The sequence below is a fragment of the Leucothrix pacifica genome (assembly GCF_003172875.1).
Lineage (GTDB): Bacteria > Pseudomonadota > Gammaproteobacteria > Thiotrichales > Thiotrichaceae > Leucothrix > Leucothrix pacifica.
Genome location: NZ_QGKM01000012.1, coordinates 13,554 through 37,649 on the forward strand (window position 1 = coordinate 13,554; position 24,096 = coordinate 37,649).

A 24,096-nucleotide genomic window follows, 5' to 3' on the forward strand; every position below is an offset into this window, starting at 1 on the left:
GCTTTCAGATTTGCAGCGGCATGGTCAGTTATTAGTTGTGGGTGAGGCGATTAGTGTCCTGCTTCACCCATAATCCATTCCACAAACGTTTCGGTGGTTTCAATGTTGTGCCCGTGCTTATGCTTATCCATCACTAGATGGTAGCTGTAATCCAGTGGAAGCTCTAAGTCAAAGGGTGCGATTAATCGTCCATCATCAATGTCTTTAGATGCCAGTTGGTCGATGGTTAGTACAACACCGTGCCCGGCAACTGCTGCCTCTAATGCTAGTGACACATGATTAAACCGAGAGCCACGTGTTGTATCTACTTCAGTCACCCCTGCAGCCGATAACCAGGAATCCCAGTCCTGCTGACCGCCGTGTAAGGTGTCATCATGAATCAATGTGTAATGACGCAGATTGTCCGGATTGTTTAAAGGAAATTCACCATTTAACAGTGTTGGGCTACACAGCGGTTTGACACCAACATCGAATAGTTTGGTGGCATCACAATCCGGGTAATTCCCTTTACCAAAACGGATAGACACATCTGTACCATCACGTCCGTGTTTAGCTCCCTTGTAGGATTCCAGATAATCCGAACTTGCCAGAATGCGAAGGTCTATGTCCGGAAACATCTCGGTAAACTGATTCATTCTGGGAATAAACCACTTAGATGCAAATGAGGGAGCCATGCCGACCGTTAATTGGCGACGGTTGGTACGTTGGCGTATTTCTGCAACAGCATCCGCCAGTGTTGAGAATCCCTGACTTAACTTCGGGTAGCAGTGTAAGGCGACTTCTGTCAGTTCCAGCCCTTGGTTTCCCCTAATGAATAGGGTCACGTCTAAGTACTCTTCCAGTACTTTGATATGCCGACTTACTGCGGCGGGGGTAACAAATAATTCAGCGGCTGCTTTGGTAAGATTTAAGTGGCGTGCAGCAACTTCGAATGCTTTTAATGCGTTTAGCGGTGGTAGTGGTGCTTTACTTTTGTAAGTCATAAAGAGACAACTATTATGTTTTTTGCGTCTGTTAACAATCTGAAGACGTGTAAGATGTTGTGGTGCTAATCTATTCTAAGTAACTGAATAATATATGATTTAGCGTGATGTTAACGATTTATGGTACTGGCATTGAGTTTTTGTCTATTGAGTCTGTAAGGTCTGGGGGCTATCTTAGAGTCGTAAGATGATTTCCTCCTCCTTTACCAAGAGTGGTGCAAGACCTACCAGTTAGAGTCAGGCACTGCTCTTGGACTTCTTACTATTTTCTGAGTATATCACCCGAATACGCCCTTTCTGAATATTTTCACAAAATAATATTGTCTATTAAGTGGGCATTAATCATGATCCTGTATTATTAGCCACAGAGTATCAGTCAAAGACAAGCCTTGTGCGGACATTCAGATAGAGTTAACTAGCAGTACAGCTCTGTAAGTCTGACCAGTCTAAGATTGCTACTCTCGATCTCATGTAAGTGATTTCTCCTCCTCCTCGACCATGGGGTATGTAGACGGTATGTTAGTCTACAAGCCCCCTCTGGTTTTTTCTTGTGCTGGTAGAGGGAGGTATTGAGCTGAAATGGGTAGCGGTAGGGATTGAGTAGTTATAGTGTAGTGGGCCAGAAACAGAAAACCCAACTACTGCGAAACAATAATTGGGTTATCTTTTTGCGCGTAAGATAGTTTCCTAATCCTCAACCGTAAGATACAAAACCAAGCCACTTAGTTAGGCATCTACTTTGGCGCTTCCTCATCTCCTCATGATTCGGTTTGCAGAGCGTATATCTCTACAGTGGTGTAAATTCTAGTTCCCTTTACCTAATCCGGCAACGATTAATTCGAAAAAAATAATCAATTTCAAGTTATAATTCGTTAATATAGGGTTATTAGTTTTATTATTTATTCTTACGCTAGGATCGCAGTTGAGTTTTGCTAAAAACATAGTTAAGTTTTATTAAATGTTGCAGTGCGTCATAGATATTAGTGCAAATGGCTCACAGTTGGTGTATTGAGTTGGCAGGACTTATTTGAAGCCCATTTCCTGAAACACGGTCAATGCAATGTCTACGCGATCCGTCACGATGCCATCGGCACCGGCCTCAAGTAGTCGTTTAATGTCATCAGATGTATTGATCGTCCAGTAGTGGATAGGTAAGCTGGATCTTGCTGCGAAATTAACAAAACGCTTTGAGCTAAGGTTTAGCCAACCAAACTGAGGTGGTATTTGTAGGGCAGCACATTTTGCATCACTGGCCTTAATGGGTATCTTGCTGAGTGCATAAAACTGACTCACTTCCTTTGGTGAGGCGGCGGTCGGGATTTCCGGAGCAATGTTTCTGAAATGATCGATTACCGTTTGATGAAAGCTACCAACTAATACCCGGTTTTCGGCACTTGCCTTGCTTATCGAGTCCACCAGCAGCTCTGCGGCAACTGGGTTTTTATCTTTGATGTCGATATTGATGCGAATATCCGGATACGCTTCAAACAACTCTCCAAGGGTTGGGAGTCTTATGTATCGGCCTCTGAATGCCTCACCATCCTCCGTTTTAAAATGATAAGCAGCATCAAAGTGTTTAAGTTGGATAAGGGTGTGGTTCGTGATCTTGCCAAAGCCGTTAGTGACGCGTTCAAGTGTTTCATCATGAAAGACCAGAATTGCTTTGTCCCGACTTAACCGAATGTCGACCTCCAACACGTCTGCCTGTGACTGGTGGGCAATATCAAATGCATCAAAGGTGTTTTCCGGACCTAAAATCCGGCTCCCACGATGAGCCATTAGTAAGGGTTTTTTATTATTTTTCAGATAGTCGTGGGGTGATGTCTGATCGTTTTGATTAAGTGAGTCCATCAGCTTATTTTGGGTCTAAATCGCCAGAACTCAACGCTTCGAAATAAATGTGGTCAACATAACGATCAATAATATGATCTTCAAAGTGATCAATGCTGCGGTTTTTGATACCACTCACAAACCCCTTCCAGGCATCCTTTCGACGTTGGATAAGGTTGAGCTTGCGGAGTTTTCCTTCAGAATCCAGATAATGCTCATCACCGGTATGACGATAACCTAGCCATGCGGGAGGTACTTTGGGGACAATGTCATTGTTATGCACCCAGCGAACATGGTCGACTTTAACAAAGTTGATATAACGCTTATCACCAACACGGGGGCTACCAAAGGTATAGATCTGAGTTGGGTTGGATTTGATGTGGGACAACATACAGCGCCCCGCACATATAGTCGCCATTGCACCACCTAAAGAGTGTCCGGTAAACCACAGTGTTTTGTCATTACTCTTAAGGCTTTGTTCTAAAATAGGCCATATATCATCCACTTCACGTTTAAATCCGCGGTGAACCCGCCCGATGGTTTCAGCAACTGCAGTGGCAGCATCTAAGTCAGCTCTGACATCATTCCATTCATTCGGTTCTGTGCCGCGACAAGCAATCACGTGGTCTGTTTCGTTAATAAAGGAGTAGGCCTGTGAACCATCACGGTCATAATAAATGACATTGTCAAAGCCTAATATGTGAGCTGCTTTGATAACCTCTGGTTCTGGCAGATAGGCAATCATGGATAGCTCTGCAAATAGTAATGAGCGTGCGAGCGGCCTAAGATGGGTAATTGAGGATGGATTTTTTGATCGTATCAGCAAGTCATCCAGTGTTTGCATACTCTTACTGGCAGCTGGGGCAAGTTCGGTTATGGTTGCTTTACTCATTACTTATGGCTATCGAAATCACAAAGCGAGCAAGTTTACAGGAATCAATCCATCATGCATTAATTTCTGCTGGTGAGTGCGGCGTGAGTCTGGACTGGTGTAGTATACGGGGTATCAAAATACTACATTTTACGAGGTAAGCAATGGCTCAAGTAAGCTGTGATAGTCCAATATTAGGTGTAAAACTGATGCCGGTTGATGAAGCCTTGCAGCGATTGAGTAAATGCGTAGTGCCTGTTAGTGAGACTGAAGAGATTGCTTTAAGTGATGGCTTGGGGCGTGTGTTGGCTGAAGCGATCACATCGCCGCTAAATGTTCCTCCACTAGCGAATAGCTCTATGGACGGGTATGCGGTTAGGGCAGATGAGATACATGAGGGTATTCAATTACCAGTCAGCCAACGTATTCCGGCAGGTTCAGTAGGCTCAACGTTGCTTGAAGGCACAATTGCCAGAATCTTTACTGGCGCACCTGTTCCGGAAGGTGCTGATGCGGTCGTGATGCAAGAGTTATGCGAGGTGGGTGCAGATGGCGTCACTATCTCCGCCTCTATTGATAAAGGTGAAAATATTCGTGCTGCAGGTGAGGATATCAAACAAGGTGAATTGGTATTGTCTGCTCATCACAAACTACGTGCGCAAGATCTTGGTTTATTGGCGTCAGTAGGAGTTTGTCGCATTCGTGTCTATAAGAGGCTGCGTGTCGCGGTCTTTTTTACAGGTGATGAGTTGCGCGAACCAGGGGAGGTGCTCGCAGAAGGGCAAATCTATAACTCCAATCGATACACCTTAGTTGGCATGCTGCAGAGAATGGGATGTGAGGTGGTTAACCTAGGTATCATTCAGGATGATTTGGCCTCAACAATTGATGCACTGAACGATGCATCATCACAAGCTGATTTGGTGATGACTAGCGGGGGGGTATCGGTTGGTGAAGAGGATCATGTCAAATCAGCGGTTGACTCACTTGGAACGCTGGACCTGTGGCGAATCAGTATTAAGCCTGGTAAGCCACTAGCCTTTGGTGAAGTTAATGGTGTTCCGTTTCTGGGCTTACCGGGCAATCCTGTCTCAGTGTTTGCTACCACTTGCGTGTTAGCCAGACCGTTTATATTGGCAATGCAAGGTGGTGAGTTTGAGTCGGTCAAAGGGTTTAATGTAACGGCGAATTTTGATTTAGCGTACACCGTGCGTCGACAGGAGTATCTGCGGGTGCGCTTGGTTGTTGCAGAAAATGGAAAAGCAGTTCTTGAGTCTTATCCCAATCAAAGCTCAGGTGTGTTGACGTCTGCGAGTTGGGCGGATGGGCTGGCGGTAGTGCGCGAAGGAGTGAAGCTGTCAAAAGGTGATGAACTAGAGTTCATACCGTTTAGTCTGTTTGATCTGTAAAGATTAGAACCGATAAGTGTAAATAAAATGGCGCGCTGGGGAAGATTCGAACTCCCGACCCTCTGGTTCGTAGCCAGATACTCTATCCAACTGAGCTACCAGCGCGTATTTTACTAACTTATGAAGATGTAGGAATGATATTAAGGAAGTGGCGCGCTGGGGAAGATTCGAACTCCCGACCCTCTGGTTCGTAGCCAGATACTCTATCCAACTGAGCTACCAGCGCACTTCTTAAATCCTACTAGACACGACTCTAACGATGGCGGAGAAAGAGGGATTCGAACCCTCGATACGGGATAAACCGTATACTCCCTTAGCAGGGGAGCGCCTTCAGCCACTCGGCCACTTCTCCGTGCTAGATTTCGTGAAGGGCGGTAGATTACTCATATTGCCCTTGGAGGTAAAGTGTTTTTTTCAATTTTATTCGTAATTTTTTTTTGACGCCAATAAGTCATTATAGTTTGATTTATCGAGTCAGTCGGTTTAATCTTCCGCGATTGTATGAAACGTGGCATTGAACGGAGAAGCTAAATGCGTCAAACACTGATAGCGGGCAACTGGAAGCTTAATGGTACGAAGCAATCTATTATAGAGTTGCTGGCCGGTATTTCTGCGGGTCTCAATAATAGTATGAATGCGTCAGTTGCGGTTTGCGCACCTTATATATACGTACCGCTGGTTGAGACCGCTCTTAAGGATAGCGATATCAGTTTGGGCGCGCAGGATGTATCTGCTCACACATCAGGCGCATACACGGGCGAGGTTAGTGCTTCAATGCTGGCTGAGTTCTCTTGTGAGTACTGCTTGGTCGGTCATTCTGAGCGTCGTAGTTTGCACATCGAGACTGATGCAGAGGTAGCAACTAAATTTAAGATGCTGAAAGATCAAGGTATCACACCTGTATTATGCGTAGGTGAAAGTCTTGAAGAGCGCGACCAAGGTGTTACAGAAGATGTTGTTAAGCAGCAGATTCTGGCTGTGATAGATGCCCACGGTATCAGTGCGTTAGAAAATGCAGTGATTGCCTACGAGCCAGTATGGGCAATTGGTACCGGAAGAACGGCGACACCGGATCAGGCACAAGAGGTTCATGCGTCTATTAGGGTATTGCTTGAAAGTTTTGACAAGACTATCGCGGAGACAACTCAAATTCTCTACGGTGGTAGTATGAATCCGGCAAACGCTTCTGCATTGCTTGCAATGCCGGATATTGATGGTGGTCTGATTGGTGGCGCCTCATTAAAAGCAGATGACTTCCTGGCAATTTGTCAGGCCGCTTAACTTAAAAAAATATTACTATGCTTTATAACATTTTATTGATTGTACAATTAATCGCATCTCTGGGAATCATTGGTCTTGTGCTAATGCAGCACGGTAAAGGTGCGGATGCAGGCGCTGCTTTTGGTGGCGGTGCTTCAGGCTCAGTATTTGGATCTAAAGGTTCTGGTAACTTTTTGAGTCGTACGACTGCGATACTGGCAACTATATTTTTTGTCAACTCTCTGGTTTTGGCTTGGCTGGTTGCTCATCCTGAAGGTGAGTCAAGAAGTGTTGTTGAATCAGTTGTGACTAGTACTAGTCAAACTGACGAGAAAGCGGTACCATCTGCGCCCTCAGATGTACCGGTCCCTGTCGGCACTACGCCACAGAATGATCAGTCTGACGTTCCAGCTGCACCTCAGCAGTAAGAATGAATTTTGCCGATGTGGTGGAATTGGTAGACACGCCATCTTGAGGGGGTGGTGGCCCTAGGCTGTGCCGGTTCGACTCCGGCCATCGGCACCATATTAACGACGCCCGGTTCTCCGGGCTTTGTTTTGTCTCAAAAATGCTTTATTTCATTTAAAAGCCGATTTTAATGAGTGATAGGCCTAAACAATAATTAATTATGCTTATTCGCTTATATTTTGCCTTGTAAAGAAGGTTGCCCATTGGATGGGTATCGATTATGCTTTATCGGCAAATATATAAAGGGGTGTCGCGACCAAGACGGTCGTGAATACAGAAAATAATCACAGGAGCCTTGCTCCATAGAAGTGCCCACTCAGTCACTACAAATCAAAATTAAGTAGTCTATTTTAGGAGTTCCAAATGCTGAACAAGAGCTATGCCTCAGCCGCCATTCTTTCTTTGCTAATACCTGTGTCGCAAGCAGCAGATACTGATCGTGTTGACGCTACTGACACATTACCAGATGCTAAGCCGGGTGAGTGCTACTCAAAAGTAATCGTACCTGCAGTGTTTGAGACAGTAACGGAAGAAGTTCTGGTTAAGCCTGAGACAAGTACTGTTGAAATCATTCCTGCAACGTTCGATGTTCAGGAAAAAGAAGTACTTGTTAAAGAAGCATACACAAAATTAGTTGCTGTACCTGCGGTTTACCGTACAGAAACAGAAGAAGTTGAAGTATCACCAGCTCGTAACGAGTGGGTGACCCGTCTGGATCGCCGCGGTATTCCGGCAAGTCCTGCGCTATTAGCAGCAGCGAAGACCAACGGTGTTGATCTTGACGTTGCACAGCCAAATCAATGTTTCAGTGAGTTTTACATTCCTGCAAAGTTCGAGACTACTGAGAAAGAAGTACTCGTTAAAGAAGAAGCTGAGCAGATCACTGTAGCAGAAGCTCAGTATGAACAGACAGAAGAAACTGTCATGGTTAAAGCTTCTACTAAGGATAAAGTTCTGACAGAAGCTGAGTATGAAGTCATCGAAGAGCAGGTTATGGTAGAGCCTGCTAAGGCAGTCTGGAAGAAGGGTACTGGTCCGATCACACGTATCGATAACAGTACTGGCGATATCATGTGTTTGGTTCAGATTCCTGCTAAATACAAGACCATCAAGAAAACTGTTCTGAAATCAGCTGCAGCGATTCAGGAAGTTGAAGTGCCTGCTGAGTCAATTGTTGTTCCTGTTAGTCGCTTAGTCAGTGATTCTACTGCGGACCGCACAACGCTTCCTGCTGAGTTCAGTAAAGTTGAAGTAACTAACAAAGTTGCTGATGCTGCGTTCATCTGGAGAAATGCTGAAGTTGCTGGTGAAGGTACTGCGACTGGTAACACTATCTGTCTAAAAGAGATTCCTGCGGTATTCACAAGCGTGAAGAAGCAAGTGATCGATACACCAGCGACAGTAAGAGAAGAGAAGGTTCCAGCTGAGTACAAAACTGTTCAGGTGAAGAATGTTTCTGCAGAAGCTGAAGAAAAGCGTACGATCATTCCTGCAGTATTCGATACTGTTGAGAGAGAAGAGAAGAAGTCTAGTGAGCGTTTGGAGTGGAGACGTGTTTTGTGTGAAACAAACATGACTCGTGACACTAACAAGAAGATTCAGCAAGTATTGAAGGATGCTGGTTACTACAATGGTCCAATCGACGGAAGTATCGGTCGTGGTACATTGGCATCAGTTGAGAAGTATCAGAAAGACAATGACTTGCCAACAGGTGGTCTGACTATTCAGATGCTAGAGAAGATGGGTATCATGTAAGCTGATTGCTTAATCTGATACGAAAAGGTCACTCATTGAGTGGCCTTTTTTGTGTCTGATGGATCTTAATGAGTCAGTGATTAAAATATTGATATAGAGTGTGAATAAATTAAGGCTGGTCTGTTAAAGGGGCCGGAGAGGTATAACGACGCCGCGGGATTAAAGATTGTCGCCTTGTTCTCTTAGCGCATAAAACTCAGTATAAAACTCATCAAAGCGATCATCATCCAATGCTTCACGTATGCCACGCATTAATTCCTGATAGTAGTACAGGTTGTGAATGGTGTTTAGGTGTGCGCCCAGAATCTCTTTACACTTATCAAGATGGCGTAGGTAAGAGCGCGAGTAGTTCTGGCAGGTATAGCAGCCGCATTTGTCATCGATGGGGCTGGTATCGAACTGATGCTTTTGGTTGCGAATCTTCAAAGTGCCATAGCGGGTAAATAAGAAACCGTTGCGAGCGTTACGGGTAGGGATGACGCAGTCAAACATATCCACGCCACGTTTTACTGACTCCACAATGTCTTCAGGTTTACCAACACCCATTAAATAGCGTGGTTTATCTGTAGGCAGATGTGGAGTGGTGGCCTCTAATACTTCATTGCGTTCGTCCATGGGCTCGCCAACGGATAATCCGCCAATTGCATAGCCGTCAAAGCCGATTTCTTTTAGTCCTTCTGCTGAGGTCTTTCTCAGGTCACCATACATGCCGCCCTGGACGATTCCGAAGAGTGCTGACGGGTTCTCTTCGTGGGCCTTCTTGCTTCGTTTAGCCCATCTTAGCGACAGGGACATAGAGTCTCTGGCTTGGTCGATTGTTGCAGGGTAGGGGGTGCATTCATCGAAAATCATGACGATGTCCGAGCCAAGGTCGCGCTGAATCTGCATGGAATATTCCGGTGTTAGCAGAACTTTGTCTCCATTGACTGGTGACTGGAAGTGAGCACCTTCTTCTGTGATCTTCCTCATTTGTGCCAATGAGAATACCTGGAAGCCACCAGAGTCAGTCAGAATAGGTTTTTGCCAGTTCATAAAGTCATGCAGGTCACCATGTGTCTTAATAACTTCGGTGCCCGGGCGTAACATTAAGTGAAAGGTGTTGCCCAGAATAATTTCAGCACCGATGCCTTCGAGCTGTTCCGGTGTCATCGCCTTTACAGTGCCATAAGTCCCTACAGGCATGAATGCGGGCGTTTCAATTGTGCCGCGAGGAAATGTGAGTCGACCACGTCGACTTTGGTCTTTGCTTTTAAGTAGATCGAACTGTAAATGTGACATAAAAACAACTTCGTAAACTATTTGAATCGTGGCATATTACAGGCAATGCTTTAAAATTCAAAAGGCTATATCACCTGCGCTAAAGCTCTTGAAAATTAGTCGCAGAAAATTGAATAAATATGCTTGACGCTATTAAATATCGCGCGTATTATTCGCGCTTCTTCGGGGCAGCAGCGTTACTTAGCTGATCTGAAGTAACTTGGAAACGGGGTATAGCGCAGTCTGGTAGCGCGCCTGCTTTGGGTGCAGGATGTCGGGAGTTCGAATCTCTCTACCCCGACCACGTTTTTCGAGCATGCGTCCGTAGCTCATCTGGATAGAGCATCGGCCTTCTAAGCCGAGGGTAGCAGGTTCGAGTCCTGCCGGACGCGCCATTTGTTCGGTTGGAAGCCATTAAGTATGATGGTGGGTGTAGCTCAGTTGGTAGAGCCCCGGATTGTGATTCCGGTGGTCGTGGGTTCGAGCCCCATCATCCACCCCAATTACTTAGTGCACGATGAGGTCATAATCATGATTTTATCAAAATTTATCTAAAGAGGTTATACACAAGTGCTAATTAGCAATGTATAATCCCCGCTCTTAGCTCACAAGGCAGAGTGGTGTAAGTCAAAGTGCGAGAGTGGCGGAATTGGTAGACGCGCTGGTTTTAGGTACCAGTGTCCTAGGGCGTGAGAGTTCGAGTCTCTCCTCTCGCACCAATTTGACTTAATCCAACCCTGTCCTGGGGAATTTTACGATCTATAGATTATATATCATCTCACCGCTTGCTAGCGGTGGTACATGAGGTTTTGTGCATGCAAGTTTCAGTTGAATCCACTGGTAATATCGAACGCAAACTGACGATTACCGTTCCCGCTGACCATATTGATGGCGAAGTTGAATCGCGTTTGAAGTCCATGCGTGGACGTGTAAAGCTAGATGGTTTCCGTCCGGGTAAAGTGCCATTAAGTGTAGTTAGTCAGCAATATGGCGACTCTGTCTACCAGGAAGTTCTTGGCGAAACATTCCAAAAAACATTTACAGAAGCAGTTGCACAAGAAAGTTTGCGCGTTGCTGGTCAGCCAGAGATCGAGCCGGAAGCGCTTGAGCGTGGTAAAGATCTGACTTACGTTGCGACTGTTGATATCTATCCTGAATTTGAAATCGCTTCAATGGAAGGTTTAGAGATCAAACGCCCAGTTGCTGAAATCAACGAAGATGATATCGACAAGATGATCGAGAATCTTCGCACTCAACAAAAAGAGTGGACTGATATTGAGCGTGCTTGTGCTGATGGCGATACAGTTAATATCGACTTTGAAGGTTCTGTTGATGGTGAATTGTTTGAAGGTGGATCAGCTCAGGACTTCAATGTAGAGCTAGGCGCTGGCAGAATGCTTAAAGACTTTGAAGAAGGTCTGGTGGGCATGTCAAAAGGCGAAGAGAAAGAAATTACGGTTAACTTCCCGGAAGACTACCCGGCTGAAAACCTGAAAGGTAAAGCTGCTCAGTTTAAATTAACTGTGAACAAGGTACAGGAAGCGACATTGCCGGAAGTTGATGCAGCATTCATCGAAAAGTTTGGTGTTGACGCGGGTGATATGGATTCTTTCCGTGCAGAGATTCGCCAGAACATGCAGCGTGAACTTGAGCAAGCTATCAAGAACCGCGTTAAGCAGTCAGTCATGGATGGTCTATCAGACTTACACGAAATCGATTTGCCTAAGGCGCTTGTGACTCAGGAAATTGGTTACGTTCGTAACGAGATGGCAGAAAATGCAGGTGGGGCAGATATGTCTTCACTACCTGATGAGCTGTTTTCTGAGCAAGCATCACGTCGCGTTAAGTTAGGTTTGATTGTTGGTGAAATTGTTACTAAGAACGAACTACAAAGCGACCCTGAAAAAGTTGATGAAATGCTGAATACATTGGCCTCTACTTATGAAGAGCCACAGCAGTTAATCGAATACTACAAAGGCAATCCACAGGCAATGCAAACTATCCAGGCAGCTGTCATGGAAGAGATGATTGTTGAGTGGGTTATGGGTCAGGCTAAGGTAGTTGATGAAGAGGTTGCTTTCTCTGACTTGATGAATCCTCAGCAACAGCAAGCCGCAGCATAATTATAAAAGGAGTCAATGCTGATGAGTAATGCATTAGACACGAAAGCATTGGGTTTAATCCCAATGGTAGTAGAGCAAACTTCACGGGGTGAGCGTTCTTACGACATCTACTCACGTTTGTTGAAGGAGCGCGTTATTTTTGTGGTTGGTCCGGTTGAAGATCACATGGCAAACCTAATCGTTGCTCAGTTACTGTTTCTTGAGTCAGAAAATCCGGAAAAAGATATACATCTATATATCAACTCTCCGGGTGGTGTTGTGACCGCAGGCATGGGTATCTACGATACTATGCAGTTCATCAAGCCAGAGGTTAGTACAATTTGTATTGGTCAGGCGGCAAGCATGGGCGCGGTATTGTTAGCCGGTGGTGCTAAAGGTAAGCGTTACGCTTTACCTCATTCACGTGTGATGATTCACCAGCCGCTGGGTGGTTTCCAAGGTCAAGCGACGGATATTGATATTCATGCTCGCGAGATTCTGAAAATTCGTGATGAACTGAATCGTGTATTGGCTCACCATACTGGTCAGAGTTTAGATCAGATTGCTAAAGACACTGACCGTGATAACTTCATGGATGCTGAAACAGCAGTGAAGTACGGATTGGTGGATGAAGTATTAAGCGAGCGCTAATTGCTATAATTCTTCTGAAGATTAAGGGCCTGTCAAATGACGGGCCTTTTGTGATTTTGGCTTCAGAGGATTATGCTTAGTCTAAACGAATAATTGTTGTGGATGTTTTGGCTTGGATATAAGCAGTGGCGTCTCCATAGTGTAAGTATCTCGATAGCACAAAAAGCTGGGGAAAGCCCCTAGGCCTATCTGTTATTACTGTACTTTCATCAAGAAGTTGATTAAGTTGGGGCATGGGCTTCAATATAGAAATGAGGAATTCTCTGTAATGAGTAAAGACAAAAAAGACGATCAGGATAATGGTAAATTGCTGTATTGCTCGTTTTGCGGCAAGAGCCAGCATGAAGTTAGAAAACTGATCGCCGGGCCGTCTGTTTTTGTTTGTGATGAATGTGTTGATTTGTGTAATGACATCATCCGTGAAGAAATGCAGGACAAAGAGGAAGAGACTCAGGATTCATTGCCTACTCCTCGCGAAATAAATAAATTCCTGGACGATTATGTAATCGGTCAGGATGCTGCGAAAAAAGTGCTGTCTGTTGCCGTTTATAACCATTACAAGCGTATGGAGTATTCGGCCGGTGATGACGGTATTGAGCTGTCGAAAAGTAATATTTTGTTAGTTGGTCCGACTGGTAGTGGTAAAACATTATTAGCAGAAACTCTGGCTCGTACGTTGAATGTGCCATTTACCATGGCTGATGCAACAACGTTGACTGAAGCCGGCTATGTGGGTGAAGACGTTGAGAATATCATTCAGAAGTTGCTGCAAAAATGTGATTATGATGTAGAGAAGGCTCAAACGGGTATTGTCTATATTGATGAGATTGACAAGATTTCTCGTAAGTCTGACAACCCGTCAATCACTCGTGATGTGTCTGGTGAAGGTGTTCAGCAAGCGTTATTGAAATTGATTGAAGGTACAATTGCTTCTGTACCACCTCAAGGTGGACGTAAGCATCCTCAGCAAGAATTCCTTCAGGTTGATACAAAAAATATTCTATTCATCTGTGGTGGTGCTTTCGCCGGATTGGATAAGGTCATTCTGGATCGTACCGAAAAAGGCAGTATCGGTTTCTCGGCACAGGTCAAAGAAGCTGACGGCAAGAAGACGTTTGGTGATGTTATTCAGGGTATCGAAGCAGAAGATTTGGTTCGATATGGTTTGATTCCTGAATTCGTAGGTCGCTTACCCGTTGTGGCGACGCTTCAGGAGTTGGAAGAGGAGTCGCTGGTTCGAATTCTGACTGAGCCGAAGAACGCACTCACTAAACAATACACCAAATTGTTTGATATGGAAGGAAGTGAGCTGGATATCCGTGATGACGCCTTGCACGCAATTGCACGCAAAGCGATGGAGCGTAAGACCGGCGCACGTGGCTTGAGAAGTATCTTAGAGCGAATATTGCTCGATACAATGTATGACTTACCATCGGAAGACGATGTCACAAAAGTGGTTGTGGATGAGTCTGTGGTTATTGGTGACAGTAAGCCTTATCTGATTTATGAAAGTCAGGACGCAGAGCCGGAGCGAAAAGTTTCTTCAGCGGATTAAGCTAGATAACCAAGCCCCATGCTTAACTGCACGGGGCTTTTTTATTTTCAATAATAAGAAGCAGCCGTTGAGATTGCGGAAAACTATCCCAATATCCATGTGATGCTAACAGCTAAAGCAATTAGGCTAAAGAGGTTAAAATGGCAAGAGCTAAAACGATAAAAAATGTACCTGTCCTAACGCTACGCGACGTAGTCGTTTATCCACACATGGTTATTCCATTATTTGTTGGTCGTGAGAAGTCTATTCTTGCACTTGATGAAGCAATGGAAAGTGACAAGCAGGTATTGCTGGTCGCACAGCGCAGTGCCGAAGTTGATGACCCAAGTGCTGAAGATGTTTACGAAATCGGAACATTAGCAACTATTCTGCAACTACTGAAACTCCCTGATGGAACCTTAAAGGTTTTGGTTGAAGGTGGTGAGCGTGCGTTAATTAAAAAGATCAACGAAGACGATAATCACTTCTCAGCTGATATCACGGTTATTCCGGTATCAGATGATTATGATGAGCGTAAAGTCGACTTACTCTCTCGCATGTTGCTCAATTTGTTTGATAAATACGTCAAACTCAATAAAAAGATTCCACCAGAAATACTGTCTTCACTAAGCGGAATTGATGATCCTGCACGATTAGCTGACACCGTTGCAGCTCACTTAGGACTAAAAGTCGCCGCTAAGCAAGAGATATTAGAAGTTGTTGGCGTTAAAGATCGTTTAGAGCAGCTGGTTGAATTGGTTGAAGGCGAGATTGATCTGCTTCAGGTTGAGAAACGTATCCGTGGTCGCGTCAAGCATCAGATGGAGCGTAGCCAGCGCGAATACTATTTGAATGAGCAGATGAAGGCGATTCAAAAAGAGTTAGGTGATATGGATGAAGCACCTAACGAAAATGACGAGCTGGCGCAAAAGATTGAGAAGGCAGGAATGCCTAAAGAAGCATTGGAGAAAGCCACTGCTGAAATGAACAAGCTTAAGATGATGTCTCCGATGTCAGCCGAAGCGACCGTTGTTCGTAACTATATCGACTGGTTGGTTGGTCTTCCCTGGAAGAAGAAGTCTCGCATTGTCTCTAACCTTGCAAAAGCTCAGGCAACATTGGACGAAGATCACTATGGTCTTGATAAAGTCAAAGAGCGAATCGTTGAATATCTGGCGGTTCAGCAGCGTGTTAAAAAGCTAAAAGGACCGATCATGTGCCTAGTTGGTCCTCCGGGTGTGGGTAAAACGTCTTTAGGACGTTCAATTGCACGAGCTACCGGGCGTAAGTATACACGCATGGCGCTGGGTGGTGTGCGAGATGAGGCTGAGATTCGAGGCCATCGTCGGACTTACATCGGTGCTTTGCCGGGTAAGATCGTGCAGAATCTGAGTCGTGTAGGTACCAGAAACCCATTGTTCTTGTTGGATGAAATTGACAAGATGGCGACAGATTTCCGAGGTGATCCTGCCTCGGCAATGCTTGAGGTGCTTGATCCGGAGCAGAATCACACATTTGCCGATCATTATCTTGAAGTAGATTTTGATTTGTCAGATGTCATGTTCGTTGCAACCTCTAACAGTATGAATATTCCGGGTCCTTTATTGGATCGTATGGAAATTATACGTATTCCTGGTTACACCGAAGATGAAAAGCTGAATATCGCAAAAAACTATCTGGCGCCTAAGCAAATCAAGGCGAATGGATTGAAGAAAGGAGAGATCACTTTTAGTGACTCTGCTTTACTAGCCATCGTTCGTCATTACACGCGTGAAGCAGGTGTTCGTAATCTTGAACGTGAGATCTCAAAAGTTTGTAGAAAAGTGGTGCGTGATCACCTGCTTGAAAACAAAGCGAAGACCTCAGTTAGCCAGCGAAATCTTGAAAAATATCTCGGTGTCCAGCGTTTTGACTTCGGTAGAGCGGATAAAGAGAATCAAATTGGTCAGGTTACGGGGCTTGCTTGGACATCGGTTGGAGGAGTATTACTGACCATAGAAAGCGTGAAGTTGAGCGGAAATGGTAGCATTAAGAGTACTGGTAGCCTGGGTAAGGTTATGCAGGAGTCTATTCAGGCTGCTGAGACTGTCGTGAAGAGTAGGGCACGCGTGCTGGGTATTTCTCAGAAGTTTATGAAATCGCACAATGTGCATATTCATGTACCGGAAGGTGCTACACCAAAAGATGGACCAAGTGCCGGTATCGGGATGGTCACCGCAATTGTGTCTTCAATGACGGGTATTCCGGTCAAAGCCGAGGTGGCAATGACAGGTGAGATCACACTTCGTGGTGAAGTGTTACCGATCGGTGGGCTTAAAGAGAAGCTACTAGCGGCACATCGAGGTGGCATCACGACGGTTGTTATACCTAAGGATAATGAAAAGGATCTTGCTGAAGTGCCTGAGAATGTCACTAAGGGACTAACGATTAAGCCGGTCAAGTGGATTGATGAAGTGCTGGAGATTGCACTAGAGTCAGCGCCTACCGCGTTAAGTGAAGAAGAGTATGAAGATAATGATGATTCAATAGACTCATCAGGCGTTTCAGATTCTTCATCAGAGGGAGAGGTTCGCGCCCACTAAATACCTCAAAATATCAGGCTTCATTACATTGGATGCATGAATAATGACAAATTTAATGGTGTCGTTGTTCTGCGTCCTTAATTTTGTTGAACAATTGTGAAGTGACTGGTATAACTGTGCGGCGTAATCAGCGTATCTCCAATAAGGCTGTTAGTTTTGGGGCAGGCTGGGATACAACAAATGGGTACAACCATCATCACACCATTTAATAAAGGATAACAATCATGAATAAAACTGAATTAGTCGCAGCAATGGCGGAAGCATCTGGGCTGAGTAAAACTGATGCAGATGCTGCATATCAGGCATTCGTAGATACAGTGACTGGCGCACTGAAAAAAGAAGAAACTGTTACTCTAATTGGTTTTGGTACATTCACTGTTCGCGAGCGCGCAGCACGTACTGGACGCAACCCACGCACTGGCGAAGAGATCCAAATTAAAGCTTCAAAAAATCCTGTATTTAAAGCTGGTAAAGCTATCAAAGATGCAGTAAACTAGCGCGCTTTCTACTTGAGGGTGATTAGCTCAGTTGGTAGAGCGCTGCCCTTACAAGGCAGATGTCAGGAGTTCAAGTCTCTTATCACCCACCAATTTTTTACTTCGGAGCGGTAGTTCAGCTGGTTAGAATACCTGCCTGTCACGCAGGGGGTCGCGGGTTCGAATCCCGTCCGCTCCGCCAGTAAAAAAAGTGTAAAAAAACACTTGCAGTAGAAAAAAAAGTCGGCATAATACGCCTTCTTCGACATCGGGTGATTAGCTCAGTTGGTAGAGCGCTGCCCTTACAAGGCAGATGTCAGGAGTTCAAGTCTCTTATCACCCACCACGGAGCGGTAGTTCAGCTGGTTAGAATACCTGCCTGTCACGCAGGGGGTCGCGGGTTCGAATCCCGTCCGCTCCGCCAGTTTTAGAGAAAAAGGATACCTAATAGGTATCCTTTTTTTTTGCTTAAAATTTGATGCTACCTTGCGTCAGAGTACTGATTTTATTGGTATGCCTTAGTGCAATCAGGTATCATCAGCAGCGATAAAAACATCAACGAAAATAGAGATATCATGCTTCAAACAATTAATGATAAAGCGAAAGGGTGGATTGCATACGCAATCGTTATTTTCATCAGTATTCCTTTTATGCTGTTCGGTATTGGTTCATACCTGGATGGTGGTGAAAAGGTTGTTGCAGCAACTGTAAATGGTGAAGATATTGATATTTCGGCTGTTACGACTGCGACTCTTCAACAGAAGCAGCGTCTGACGTCTATTTACGGCACATTGCCACCTCAGTTAGACGATAAAACAATCAAAGAACAAGTTCTTGATGACTTAGTGACCAGAGAGCTTTTAAAGCAATCTGTTGCAGAGTATGGATATCGCGCCAGTGATCAGGAAGTCGGTGACGCTATTCGTGGAATGCCAACATTCCAAAAAGATGGTCAGTTTGATGAGACTACCTATGAGCAACTACTGACTGCAAACCGTCTCACCAGAGGCACGTTTGAACAACAGACTCGTGATGACATCACCTTACAGCAGCTTACTTCTGCCGTATCATCCACGGGGTTTGTACCTAAACAGCAAGCCGCCTTGTATCAGTCATTGGTTAATCAAGAGCGTTCCGGCCAGACTTACACACTTCGTGCTGACGCATACAAAGCGAAGGTGACACCAGATGCAGATAGCGTGAAAGCATTTTACGAATCAAACACTTCGCGTTTCATGAGTGATGAACGTGTAAAGCTGGATTACCTGGTTGTTGACCAAGCTGAGATCGCTAAGGGTTTGGACGTTAATGAAGAGCAGTTGAAAGCATATTTCGACGAAAACGCGGATATGTACCGTAAGCCAGAGCAGCGCAAAGTCTCACACATTCTGGTATCACTCGCTAAGCAGGACAAAGAAGCAGCTGAAAAGCGTGCCAACGAATTGTATGAACAGATTACATCTGGCACTAGTGACTTTGAGACGCTTGCTAAGACCGCTTCTGATGACACATTTGCTGCTGAACAGGCGGGTGACATGGGTTACTTAAATGTTAACGACATGGATCCTGAATTTGCTAAAGCGGCTTCAGCCTTGAAGGTGGGTGAAGTTTCTGCTCCGGTATTGACCTCATCCGGCTACGAAATTGTCAAAGTGACTGATATCAAAGCAGAAGAGTTAGAAACGTTTGATGCTGTAAAGGATCGGGTTGATTCTGCATACAGAGATGCTTCAGCTGCAGATGTATTCTTCTCACAGGTCGACCAACTTCGTACACAAGCGTTTGAGAATGACGGTAGTCTTGATCCGGCTGCTGAAGCATTAGGCGCGGAAATCGTAACGAGCGACTGGATCACTCGTACTAGTGGTGAAGGCATCGGTGAGTCGTCAAAAGTACGTGAAGCTGCATTTTCTGAGGCAGTTTTAAATAACCGCTTTAACTCGGATATGCTGGAAATTACACCAACACGTGCAATTGTAGTTAGACTAAATACGCATGAAGAGGCTGCAGTTAAACCTTTTGCAGAAGTTGAAAAAGAAGTAACAGACGCTTATATCGATTCTGAGTCTCGTAAATTGACCGTTGCAGCTGGTGAGGCTTTACTGGCTAAAATGAACGAGACTAACGATTGGTCAGCATTAGAGACAGTTGCTGAGTTAGTGCCCGAAGACGTTGTGCAATTTGATAAGCTGAAGCGAAACGACCGTAAAACCACCCCACAGGTGGTTCAGGAAGTCTTTAAAATGCAGGCGGCTGAGGAAGGAAAAGTTAGTTTTTCTAATACTATACTGCCAAACGGAGACTATGTGATCGTCGGACTGAGTAAAGTAGTCGATGGCGATACTGAGGTTAGCAAGGGTAGCTTAGCGAGTTTCCAGTCTGAGATTTCACGTCGTGAGCAGGATGCGTTGTTAAAAGCAATGCGTGAACAAGCAGAGGTTGAGATCAATCCTTCTGCATTGGAATGATTTAATAAGTAAACTTATCAGGCCTCTTTAGTGCGATGCATTAAGGAGGCTTTTTTGTATCAAGTGAGTAGTAATGAAAGTTCATCTAAAAGCCTTGGGCTGTCGCCTGAATGAAGCAGAATTAGAGCAGTGGTCGCATGATTTTCGTGCAAAGGGACACGCGATGGTTCCTGACCACGAGGATGCTGATATTGTGGTGCTGAATACCTGTGCAGTAACAGCTGATGCGGGTAAAAAATCACGTAAGCTGATGAATCGCTTATATCGTGAGAATCCAGAATCAAAACTTGTTGTCAGTGGTTGCTATGCAACACTTGAGGCAGACAAGGTCGCTGAACACATGGGTGTCGATTTGGTGGTGCCAAACCCGCAAAAAGATAAACTTCCCGAACTTGTTATGGATAAATTCGCTGGCAATGTAATGCCATTAGTAGCGATGGAGCCAGGTGAGAGCAGTTTATTTGCACGAGGACGCCAGCGAGCATTTATAAAGATTCAGGATGGTTGTCGTTATCGTTGTACTTTTTGCATTGTCACAGTGGCACGCGGCGAAGAGAAAAGCCGTACATTGGCTGATATTATTGCTGAAGTGCAGCGTCTGCAGGAGCAGGGTATTCAAGAGATTGTACTCACAGGAGTGCATGTTGGTGGTTACGGTAGTGATTTGGATACATCACTATACGAACTGGTTAAGGCTATTCTAAGTGAAACAGATATCCCACGCATTCGGTTTGCCTCTGTTGAGCCTTGGGATCTTCCGGATGAGTTTTTTGCATTATTCGAAAACAATCGTTTACTGCCTCATATGCATCTGCCATTACAAAGTGGGTCGGACACAGTACTCAGAAGAATGTCACGTCGCTGTAAAACAGACTCCTTCCGGCACCTCGTGGAGCAGGCCAGACAAAGCGTGCCCGGTTTTAATGTGACTAGTGACATTATTGTTGGATTTCCGGGTGAAACGGAGGAAGAATGGCGACAAACCATGGAGTATGTGGAGTCAGTAGGTTTTGGTCATCTGCATATTTTCTCTTACTCCGCGAGAGAAGGCACTAAAGCAGCTCGCCTCAGTAATTCGGTTGAAGAGGCAGTCAAAAAAATGCGCAGTCTTGAAATGCATCAGTTGGCTGAGCGTTTGAAGCAGGACTTTGCTAGCAGTCAGCTAGGGCAATCTGTACCTGTCTTATGGGAGCGCCAACGCATAGAAGGCGGTAAGGCAAAGTATTCTGGTTACACGCCTAACTTCATGAAAGTTGAAACTTCTGTCAGTAATACGGTCTTATTAGAGAACCGCATCGTAGATACTCGGCTGAGTGCATACAATGCCGAGAACCAGTCTCTGACAGGAATAGTAGAATGATGACAAAAAGAAGCTTCACCTTTTTAAGTTTATTTTTGATGGTGATGTTCTTAACAGGCTGTAACGCCAAAACTCAAACGCCGGAATCTGTGGCAGCTGAATTTTGGCAGGCAGTAATTGATCAAGACATGGAGCAAGCCAAGTCACTGGCAAGCTGGGATAGTGTCGATTACCTAAAATATATTCGTTCAGGGCAGCTGAAACCTGAGCGTTATGAATTGGGTGAAGTGTTGAAAGGTGATCGCACCGCTACCATCGAAACAATGCTTTATTCCCAGCCACAAGGTCAGGCAAGCGTAAAAATACCGGGTCGTACTGTCTTGCTTAGTACGGAGCATGGCTGGCGGGTTGATCTTAAAGAGACCATTGGAAGTACGGTCAAAGAAACTGTTGGCACTGTTTTTGATCAGCTCAATAATTTAATGCAGGATGGACTGAAAGGGCTGGATAAGCAGTTGTCTGAATCAATGAAAGGCTTTGACAAGCAGCTCTCCGACACGATGGAAGAGGTTGGCAAGGCGCTGGAAAAGGGTACTGAAGAACTCCGCAAAGAGTTAGAAAAATCTCCTTTTAATGATATAACGCCTACACCTCAGCAAGTGCCGGAAGGGCAACGGATTTAGTCAATAATTGTTTATAGATCGTCTGTGCTCAGGTACTGACTTTGTAAGGCAATCTGATCGACCGCAACATCCCAGTCTTGGGGTGTTTGTGGTTCAATTAATTGAAAATCGTAAGCAAATCCTATCAGTAATGGTGAGCTGTTTTCATCTTTTTTGAAAGCAAAGGTTCTGTCATAAAATCCACCGCCCATGCCTATACGGTTCCCCCGAGAGTCGACACCAACTAATGGTGCAATAACGACATCTAGTTGACTGGGGTCATGTAGAAGCGATGCTGTCGCGACATCAGGCTCAGGAATCCGAAACCGGTTTAAAACCATCTGTGTGTTCTCATCATAGCGGGCGAAAGCTAAATGATTTTCTTTATGTTCAGATAGAATTGGCAGATAGAAATGCTTGTCCTGATATGCATCGATTAGTTGTAATGGGGTAGGGTCAGCCTCACCCCTGACAGGCAAGTAAAACGCTATGTGACCTGCGTTGTCGAGTACACCACTGTTCACAATTTGCTGACAGATTTGTGCGGAGTAATTGGTTTGTTGTTGCTTTGTTAGTGATTGACGCTTGGTTTGAATACGTTTTCTGATTTCAGACTGATGACTCATAGGTGGCTTACCTCTTGTTTTCGCTATCTTGCGACAGGATATAAAACAATACCACCTATAAAAATGGCCTCTATTCCAAAACCGGAATGAGGCCATGAGACTAATTGTGATTCATTATTCAAGACACTGACTAAATTAAGCGAAGGCGTGTTCCAACTCTAATTGTATTAGAGCGCATCCGGTTAAGACGCTTCAGTTTATTCACGGTAAGGCCGTGGCGCATTGCGATGCGATATAAAGTCTCACCACGCTTCACGCGATGTGTGCGGTAACGTGACTTCCTTTTGGTGCTTTTCTTGTACTTCTTTTTATAGCGAGTACTAGTCGCCCGAATACTGACCGGACGCTCCGCAGGAAGTTGGTGGATAACATGCGCCAGGCGACCTGCCTGACTTCTTGGTAGCAGAATGCGTCCGCTGACTCTTGGGGTAGTTACACCCTTTAGGAAGTTCGGATTCAGACTCGTTAAAGTGTCTGACGGCAAGCCCGCATGCATTGCAGCTTTGCGAAGGTTAACCGGCTTATTTACATTAATCTCAACCAGCTTCGGCATATTTGGTGTTCTTGGTAAGCGGAATCCGAATACATGAGGACGCGAAATAATTTGCTTGTATGCTAGGAGACGTGGCACGTACTCACGCGTCTCACGAGGCAGTCTTATACTCCAGTAGTCTGTTTTACGACCACGAGCACGGTTGTAACGAATCGCTCTGCTAACGCGACCTTCACCGGCGTTATATGCTGCCAATGCAAGGAACCAATCACCTTTAAACTGACGATGTAGTTTTTGTAGGTAATCCAGTGCAGCTCGTGTTGATTCTAATGCGTCCATTCGACCATCAAATCCACGGTTCTGCTTCAGTCCGTACAGTTTTCCGGTAGAAGGAATGAACTGCCACATACCCGCTGCACCAGCATGTGAATGAGCAGTATTGACGTAGGCACTCTCAACAAATGGAAGTAGTGCAAGCTCAGTTGGCATCCGACGGCGTTTTAGCTCATTAACAACGATATGCAGATAGTCGCTAGCGCGGTTTGCAATACGCTGTAAACGCTCCGGATTCTTACCGTAGTCACGGATAAACTTTTTTACCTGACTATGGTTTGCATAGTGAGGCATTTGGTAACCCGCTTTAATGTGATTCCACATGTCTTCATGCGGTGCATGAGGTAGTTGTCTGGCTACCTTACTTTTGCTTGCGGCAGCAGCGGGTACAAAACGTGGTGGAGCAGAAACTTGTCTGAAAGCTGCAGTTCTTTGAACTGCAGGTGCGCGCTGTTTTTTAGGTGCCATACCTGCTAACTCAAGCAGGACTTGCTCATATGCAGGGTTATTCAGTATGGAATCAGGCTGATGGCTAACTTTGTAAGCTTGTGATCTGTTAGCGCGAGCCGGCTGGTATTGTTTCTGAACAGCTCTGGGTGCAACAACGCGTGATGCTGCTGATTTAGGTGAAACATACACTGAGCGCTTTGCTGCGATTGTTTGCCTAGGCTGTTGTGGCTGGCTGTAATCAGAGTTGTTTAGCAGGATACTTGCTGCATAAATCAGATCATTATCATTGTGTTTAGGTGCAGGGCGTGGCACTGAACGTGGCGCAGGAAAGTTAAGTGCTTGAGCTTGAGCGACCGGACGAGCGACTTGTCTTGTCAGTTGTCTGTTTTGATACTGATAATTACGAGTCCGTGTGCCACTAAGAAAGGCAACTTCCTCTTGTACAATCGTCGGTGAACTCGCTGCAGCCTGAGTGGGAATAGACTTGATTCTGTTTGTTCCGACACTACACCCCGTGATAGCGGACATGGAGATAGTCGCTGCGATAGCAAACGCTAAATTTCTTTGCTGGCCCATTTTTATACCC

General features: G+C 45.1%; 18 protein-coding genes and 12 tRNA genes. 21 read left to right on the forward strand and 9 right to left on the reverse strand.

The annotated features are described in order from the left end of the window. Positions 1-50 precede the first annotated feature (50 nt). The 3 genes from gcvA to DKW60_RS06015 all read right to left on the reverse strand — a co-directional run bounded on the left by gcvA (position 51) and on the right by DKW60_RS06015 (position 3,705). Positions 51-983 (reverse strand): transcriptional regulator GcvA, encoded by a 933-nt coding sequence (gene gcvA / locus DKW60_RS06005; protein ID WP_109836770.1) that lies wholly within the window; start codon positions 981-983, stop codon positions 51-53. 1,023 nt (positions 984-2,006) lie between these two features. After that, a complete protein-coding gene (locus tag DKW60_RS06010; protein ID WP_109836771.1) occupies positions 2,007-2,834 on the reverse strand; it encodes a glycerophosphodiester phosphodiesterase family protein in 828 nt (275 codons plus the stop codon). Positions 2,835-2,838: 4 nt separating this feature from the next. Next, the gene (locus DKW60_RS06015; RefSeq protein ID WP_109836772.1) at positions 2,839-3,705 is read right to left on the reverse strand and encodes a lipase family protein; all 867 of its coding nucleotides are present in this window, start codon (positions 3,703-3,705) and stop codon (positions 2,839-2,841) included. Positions 3,706-3,848: 143 nt separating this feature from the next. Here DKW60_RS06015 and DKW60_RS06020 point away from each other — a divergent pair, with 143 nt between their 5' ends. Then, positions 3,849-5,093: a molybdopterin molybdotransferase MoeA gene (locus DKW60_RS06020; RefSeq protein WP_219988653.1), complete on the forward strand. Its 1,245-nt coding sequence runs from the start codon at positions 3,849-3,851 to the stop codon at positions 5,091-5,093. A gap of 28 nt (positions 5,094-5,121) precedes the next feature. On the opposite strand, the gene DKW60_RS06025 is transcribed toward DKW60_RS06020, so the two are convergent. The 3 genes from DKW60_RS06025 to DKW60_RS06035 all read right to left on the reverse strand — a co-directional run bounded on the left by DKW60_RS06025 (position 5,122) and on the right by DKW60_RS06035 (position 5,445). After that, positions 5,122-5,198 (reverse strand) — tRNA-Arg (locus tag DKW60_RS06025). 44 nt (positions 5,199-5,242) lie between these two features. Next, positions 5,243-5,319, reverse strand: a tRNA-Arg gene (locus DKW60_RS06030). 34 nt (positions 5,320-5,353) lie between these two features. Next, positions 5,354-5,445: transfer RNA gene (locus tag DKW60_RS06035), tRNA-Ser, on the reverse strand. A gap of 179 nt (positions 5,446-5,624) precedes the next feature. Here DKW60_RS06035 and tpiA point away from each other — a divergent pair. The 4 genes from tpiA (at position 5,625) to DKW60_RS06055 (ending at position 8,576) form a co-directional block, all read left to right on the forward strand. Then, positions 5,625-6,374, forward strand: a complete 750-nt coding sequence (gene tpiA / locus DKW60_RS06040; RefSeq protein ID WP_109836774.1) for a triose-phosphate isomerase — start codon at positions 5,625-5,627, stop codon at positions 6,372-6,374. 17 nt (positions 6,375-6,391) lie between these two features. Further along, positions 6,392-6,781, forward strand: coding sequence for a preprotein translocase subunit SecG (gene secG, locus DKW60_RS24585; RefSeq protein ID WP_109836775.1), 390 nt, complete (start codon positions 6,392-6,394; stop codon positions 6,779-6,781). An 11-nt stretch (positions 6,782-6,792) separates the two neighbouring features. Further along, positions 6,793-6,878 (forward strand) — tRNA-Leu (locus DKW60_RS06050). Between the two features lie 306 nt (positions 6,879-7,184). Further along, positions 7,185-8,576, forward strand: a complete 1,392-nt coding sequence (locus DKW60_RS06055) for a peptidoglycan-binding domain-containing protein (protein ID WP_109836776.1) — start codon at positions 7,185-7,187, stop codon at positions 8,574-8,576. Between the two features lie 159 nt (positions 8,577-8,735). Here DKW60_RS06055 and tgt read toward each other — a convergent pair whose 3' ends face one another. Beyond that, positions 8,736-9,854 (reverse strand): tRNA guanosine(34) transglycosylase Tgt, encoded by a 1,119-nt coding sequence (gene tgt, locus DKW60_RS06060; RefSeq protein WP_109836777.1) that lies wholly within the window; start codon positions 9,852-9,854, stop codon positions 8,736-8,738. A gap of 206 nt (positions 9,855-10,060) precedes the next feature. Here tgt and DKW60_RS06065 point away from each other — a divergent pair. From DKW60_RS06065 to DKW60_RS06140, 16 genes are all read left to right on the forward strand, one after another. After that, positions 10,061-10,137: transfer RNA gene (locus DKW60_RS06065), tRNA-Pro, on the forward strand. Between the two features lie 14 nt (positions 10,138-10,151). Next, positions 10,152-10,228 (forward strand) — tRNA-Arg (locus DKW60_RS06070). A gap of 31 nt (positions 10,229-10,259) precedes the next feature. After that, a tRNA-His gene (locus DKW60_RS06075) sits at positions 10,260-10,335 on the forward strand. Positions 10,336-10,467: 132 nt separating this feature from the next. Then, positions 10,468-10,552, forward strand: a tRNA-Leu gene (locus tag DKW60_RS06080). A 96-nt stretch (positions 10,553-10,648) separates the two neighbouring features. Continuing rightward, positions 10,649-11,956, forward strand: a complete 1,308-nt coding sequence (tig, locus tag DKW60_RS06085) for a trigger factor (protein WP_109836778.1) — start codon at positions 10,649-10,651, stop codon at positions 11,954-11,956. Between the two features lie 21 nt (positions 11,957-11,977). Then, complete coding sequence (clpP, locus tag DKW60_RS06090) at positions 11,978-12,586, forward strand: ATP-dependent Clp endopeptidase proteolytic subunit ClpP (protein WP_109836779.1); 609 nt, start codon at positions 11,978-11,980, stop codon at positions 12,584-12,586. A 268-nt stretch (positions 12,587-12,854) separates the two neighbouring features. After that, on the forward strand, positions 12,855-14,141 hold the full coding sequence (gene clpX, locus DKW60_RS06095) for an ATP-dependent Clp protease ATP-binding subunit ClpX (protein ID WP_109836780.1): 1,287 nt from the start codon (positions 12,855-12,857) through the stop codon (positions 14,139-14,141). Between the two features lie 140 nt (positions 14,142-14,281). Beyond that, positions 14,282-16,702, forward strand: a complete 2,421-nt coding sequence (gene lon, locus DKW60_RS06100) for an endopeptidase La (protein WP_109836781.1) — start codon at positions 14,282-14,284, stop codon at positions 16,700-16,702. Between the two features lie 224 nt (positions 16,703-16,926). Beyond that, positions 16,927-17,199 (forward strand): HU family DNA-binding protein, encoded by a 273-nt coding sequence (locus DKW60_RS06105; RefSeq protein WP_109836782.1) that lies wholly within the window; start codon positions 16,927-16,929, stop codon positions 17,197-17,199. Between the two features lie 16 nt (positions 17,200-17,215). Further along, a tRNA-Val gene (locus DKW60_RS06110) sits at positions 17,216-17,291 on the forward strand. 12 nt (positions 17,292-17,303) lie between these two features. After that, a tRNA-Asp gene (locus tag DKW60_RS06115) sits at positions 17,304-17,380 on the forward strand. Positions 17,381-17,448: 68 nt separating this feature from the next. Continuing rightward, a tRNA-Val gene (locus DKW60_RS06120) sits at positions 17,449-17,524 on the forward strand. 1 nt (position 17,525) lies between these two features. Beyond that, a tRNA-Asp gene (locus DKW60_RS06125) sits at positions 17,526-17,602 on the forward strand. A 151-nt stretch (positions 17,603-17,753) separates the two neighbouring features. Beyond that, on the forward strand, positions 17,754-19,646 hold the full coding sequence (locus DKW60_RS06130) for a SurA N-terminal domain-containing protein (protein ID WP_146203438.1): 1,893 nt from the start codon (positions 17,754-17,756) through the stop codon (positions 19,644-19,646). A 73-nt stretch (positions 19,647-19,719) separates the two neighbouring features. After that, positions 19,720-21,006, forward strand: coding sequence for a tRNA (N(6)-L-threonylcarbamoyladenosine(37)-C(2))-methylthiotransferase MtaB (gene mtaB, locus DKW60_RS06135; protein ID WP_109836784.1), 1,287 nt, complete (start codon positions 19,720-19,722; stop codon positions 21,004-21,006). After that, positions 21,003-21,629, forward strand: a complete 627-nt coding sequence (locus tag DKW60_RS06140; RefSeq protein WP_109836785.1) for a YggN family protein — start codon at positions 21,003-21,005, stop codon at positions 21,627-21,629. Before mtaB ends, DKW60_RS06140 begins: the two co-directional genes overlap by 4 nt. Positions 21,630-21,640: 11 nt before the next feature. On the opposite strand, the gene DKW60_RS06145 is transcribed toward DKW60_RS06140, so the two are convergent. Together DKW60_RS06145 and DKW60_RS06150 are read right to left on the reverse strand one after the other, a co-directional pair. Beyond that, complete coding sequence (locus DKW60_RS06145) at positions 21,641-22,234, reverse strand: 5-formyltetrahydrofolate cyclo-ligase (RefSeq protein ID WP_181389598.1); 594 nt, start codon at positions 22,232-22,234, stop codon at positions 21,641-21,643. A 130-nt stretch (positions 22,235-22,364) separates the two neighbouring features. Further along, on the reverse strand, positions 22,365-24,086 hold the full coding sequence (locus tag DKW60_RS06150; protein ID WP_109836787.1) for a transglycosylase SLT domain-containing protein: 1,722 nt from the start codon (positions 24,084-24,086) through the stop codon (positions 22,365-22,367). Positions 24,087-24,096 lie beyond the last annotated feature (10 nt).

Bases quoted from the DNA above. Each gene is read 5' to 3' on its own strand.
- clpX (WP_109836780.1), top strand. From the start codon at position 12,855: ATGAGTAAAGACAAAAAAGACGATCAGGATAATGGTAAATTGCTGTAT.
- mtaB (WP_109836784.1), top strand. From the start codon at position 19,720: ATGAAAGTTCATCTAAAAGCCTTGGGCTGTCGCCTGAATGAAGCAGAA.
- gcvA (WP_109836770.1), bottom strand. From the start codon at position 983: ATGACTTACAAAAGTAAAGCACCACTACCACCGCTAAACGCATTAAAA.
- DKW60_RS06020 (WP_219988653.1), top strand. From the start codon at position 3,849: ATGGCTCAAGTAAGCTGTGATAGTCCAATATTAGGTGTAAAACTGATG.
- clpP (WP_109836779.1), top strand. From the start codon at position 11,978: ATGAGTAATGCATTAGACACGAAAGCATTGGGTTTAATCCCAATGGTA.
- DKW60_RS06150 (WP_109836787.1), bottom strand. From the start codon at position 24,086: ATGGGCCAGCAAAGAAATTTAGCGTTTGCTATCGCAGCGACTATCTCC.
- DKW60_RS06010 (WP_109836771.1), bottom strand. From the start codon at position 2,834: ATGGACTCACTTAATCAAAACGATCAGACATCACCCCACGACTATCTG.
- tgt (WP_109836777.1), bottom strand. From the start codon at position 9,854: ATGTCACATTTACAGTTCGATCTACTTAAAAGCAAAGACCAAAGTCGA.
- DKW60_RS06145 (WP_181389598.1), bottom strand. From the start codon at position 22,234: ATGAGTCATCAGTCTGAAATCAGAAAACGTATTCAAACCAAGCGTCAA.
- DKW60_RS06105 (WP_109836782.1), top strand. From the start codon at position 16,927: ATGAATAAAACTGAATTAGTCGCAGCAATGGCGGAAGCATCTGGGCTG.
- DKW60_RS06055 (WP_109836776.1), top strand. From the start codon at position 7,185: ATGCTGAACAAGAGCTATGCCTCAGCCGCCATTCTTTCTTTGCTAATA.
- secG (WP_109836775.1), top strand. From the start codon at position 6,392: ATGCTTTATAACATTTTATTGATTGTACAATTAATCGCATCTCTGGGA.
- DKW60_RS06015 (WP_109836772.1), bottom strand. From the start codon at position 3,705: ATGAGTAAAGCAACCATAACCGAACTTGCCCCAGCTGCCAGTAAGAGT.
- DKW60_RS06130 (WP_146203438.1), top strand. From the start codon at position 17,754: ATGCTTCAAACAATTAATGATAAAGCGAAAGGGTGGATTGCATACGCA.
- tig (WP_109836778.1), top strand. From the start codon at position 10,649: ATGCAAGTTTCAGTTGAATCCACTGGTAATATCGAACGCAAACTGACG.
- tpiA (WP_109836774.1), top strand. From the start codon at position 5,625: ATGCGTCAAACACTGATAGCGGGCAACTGGAAGCTTAATGGTACGAAG.
- DKW60_RS06140 (WP_109836785.1), top strand. From the start codon at position 21,003: ATGATGACAAAAAGAAGCTTCACCTTTTTAAGTTTATTTTTGATGGTG.
- lon (WP_109836781.1), top strand. From the start codon at position 14,282: ATGGCAAGAGCTAAAACGATAAAAAATGTACCTGTCCTAACGCTACGC.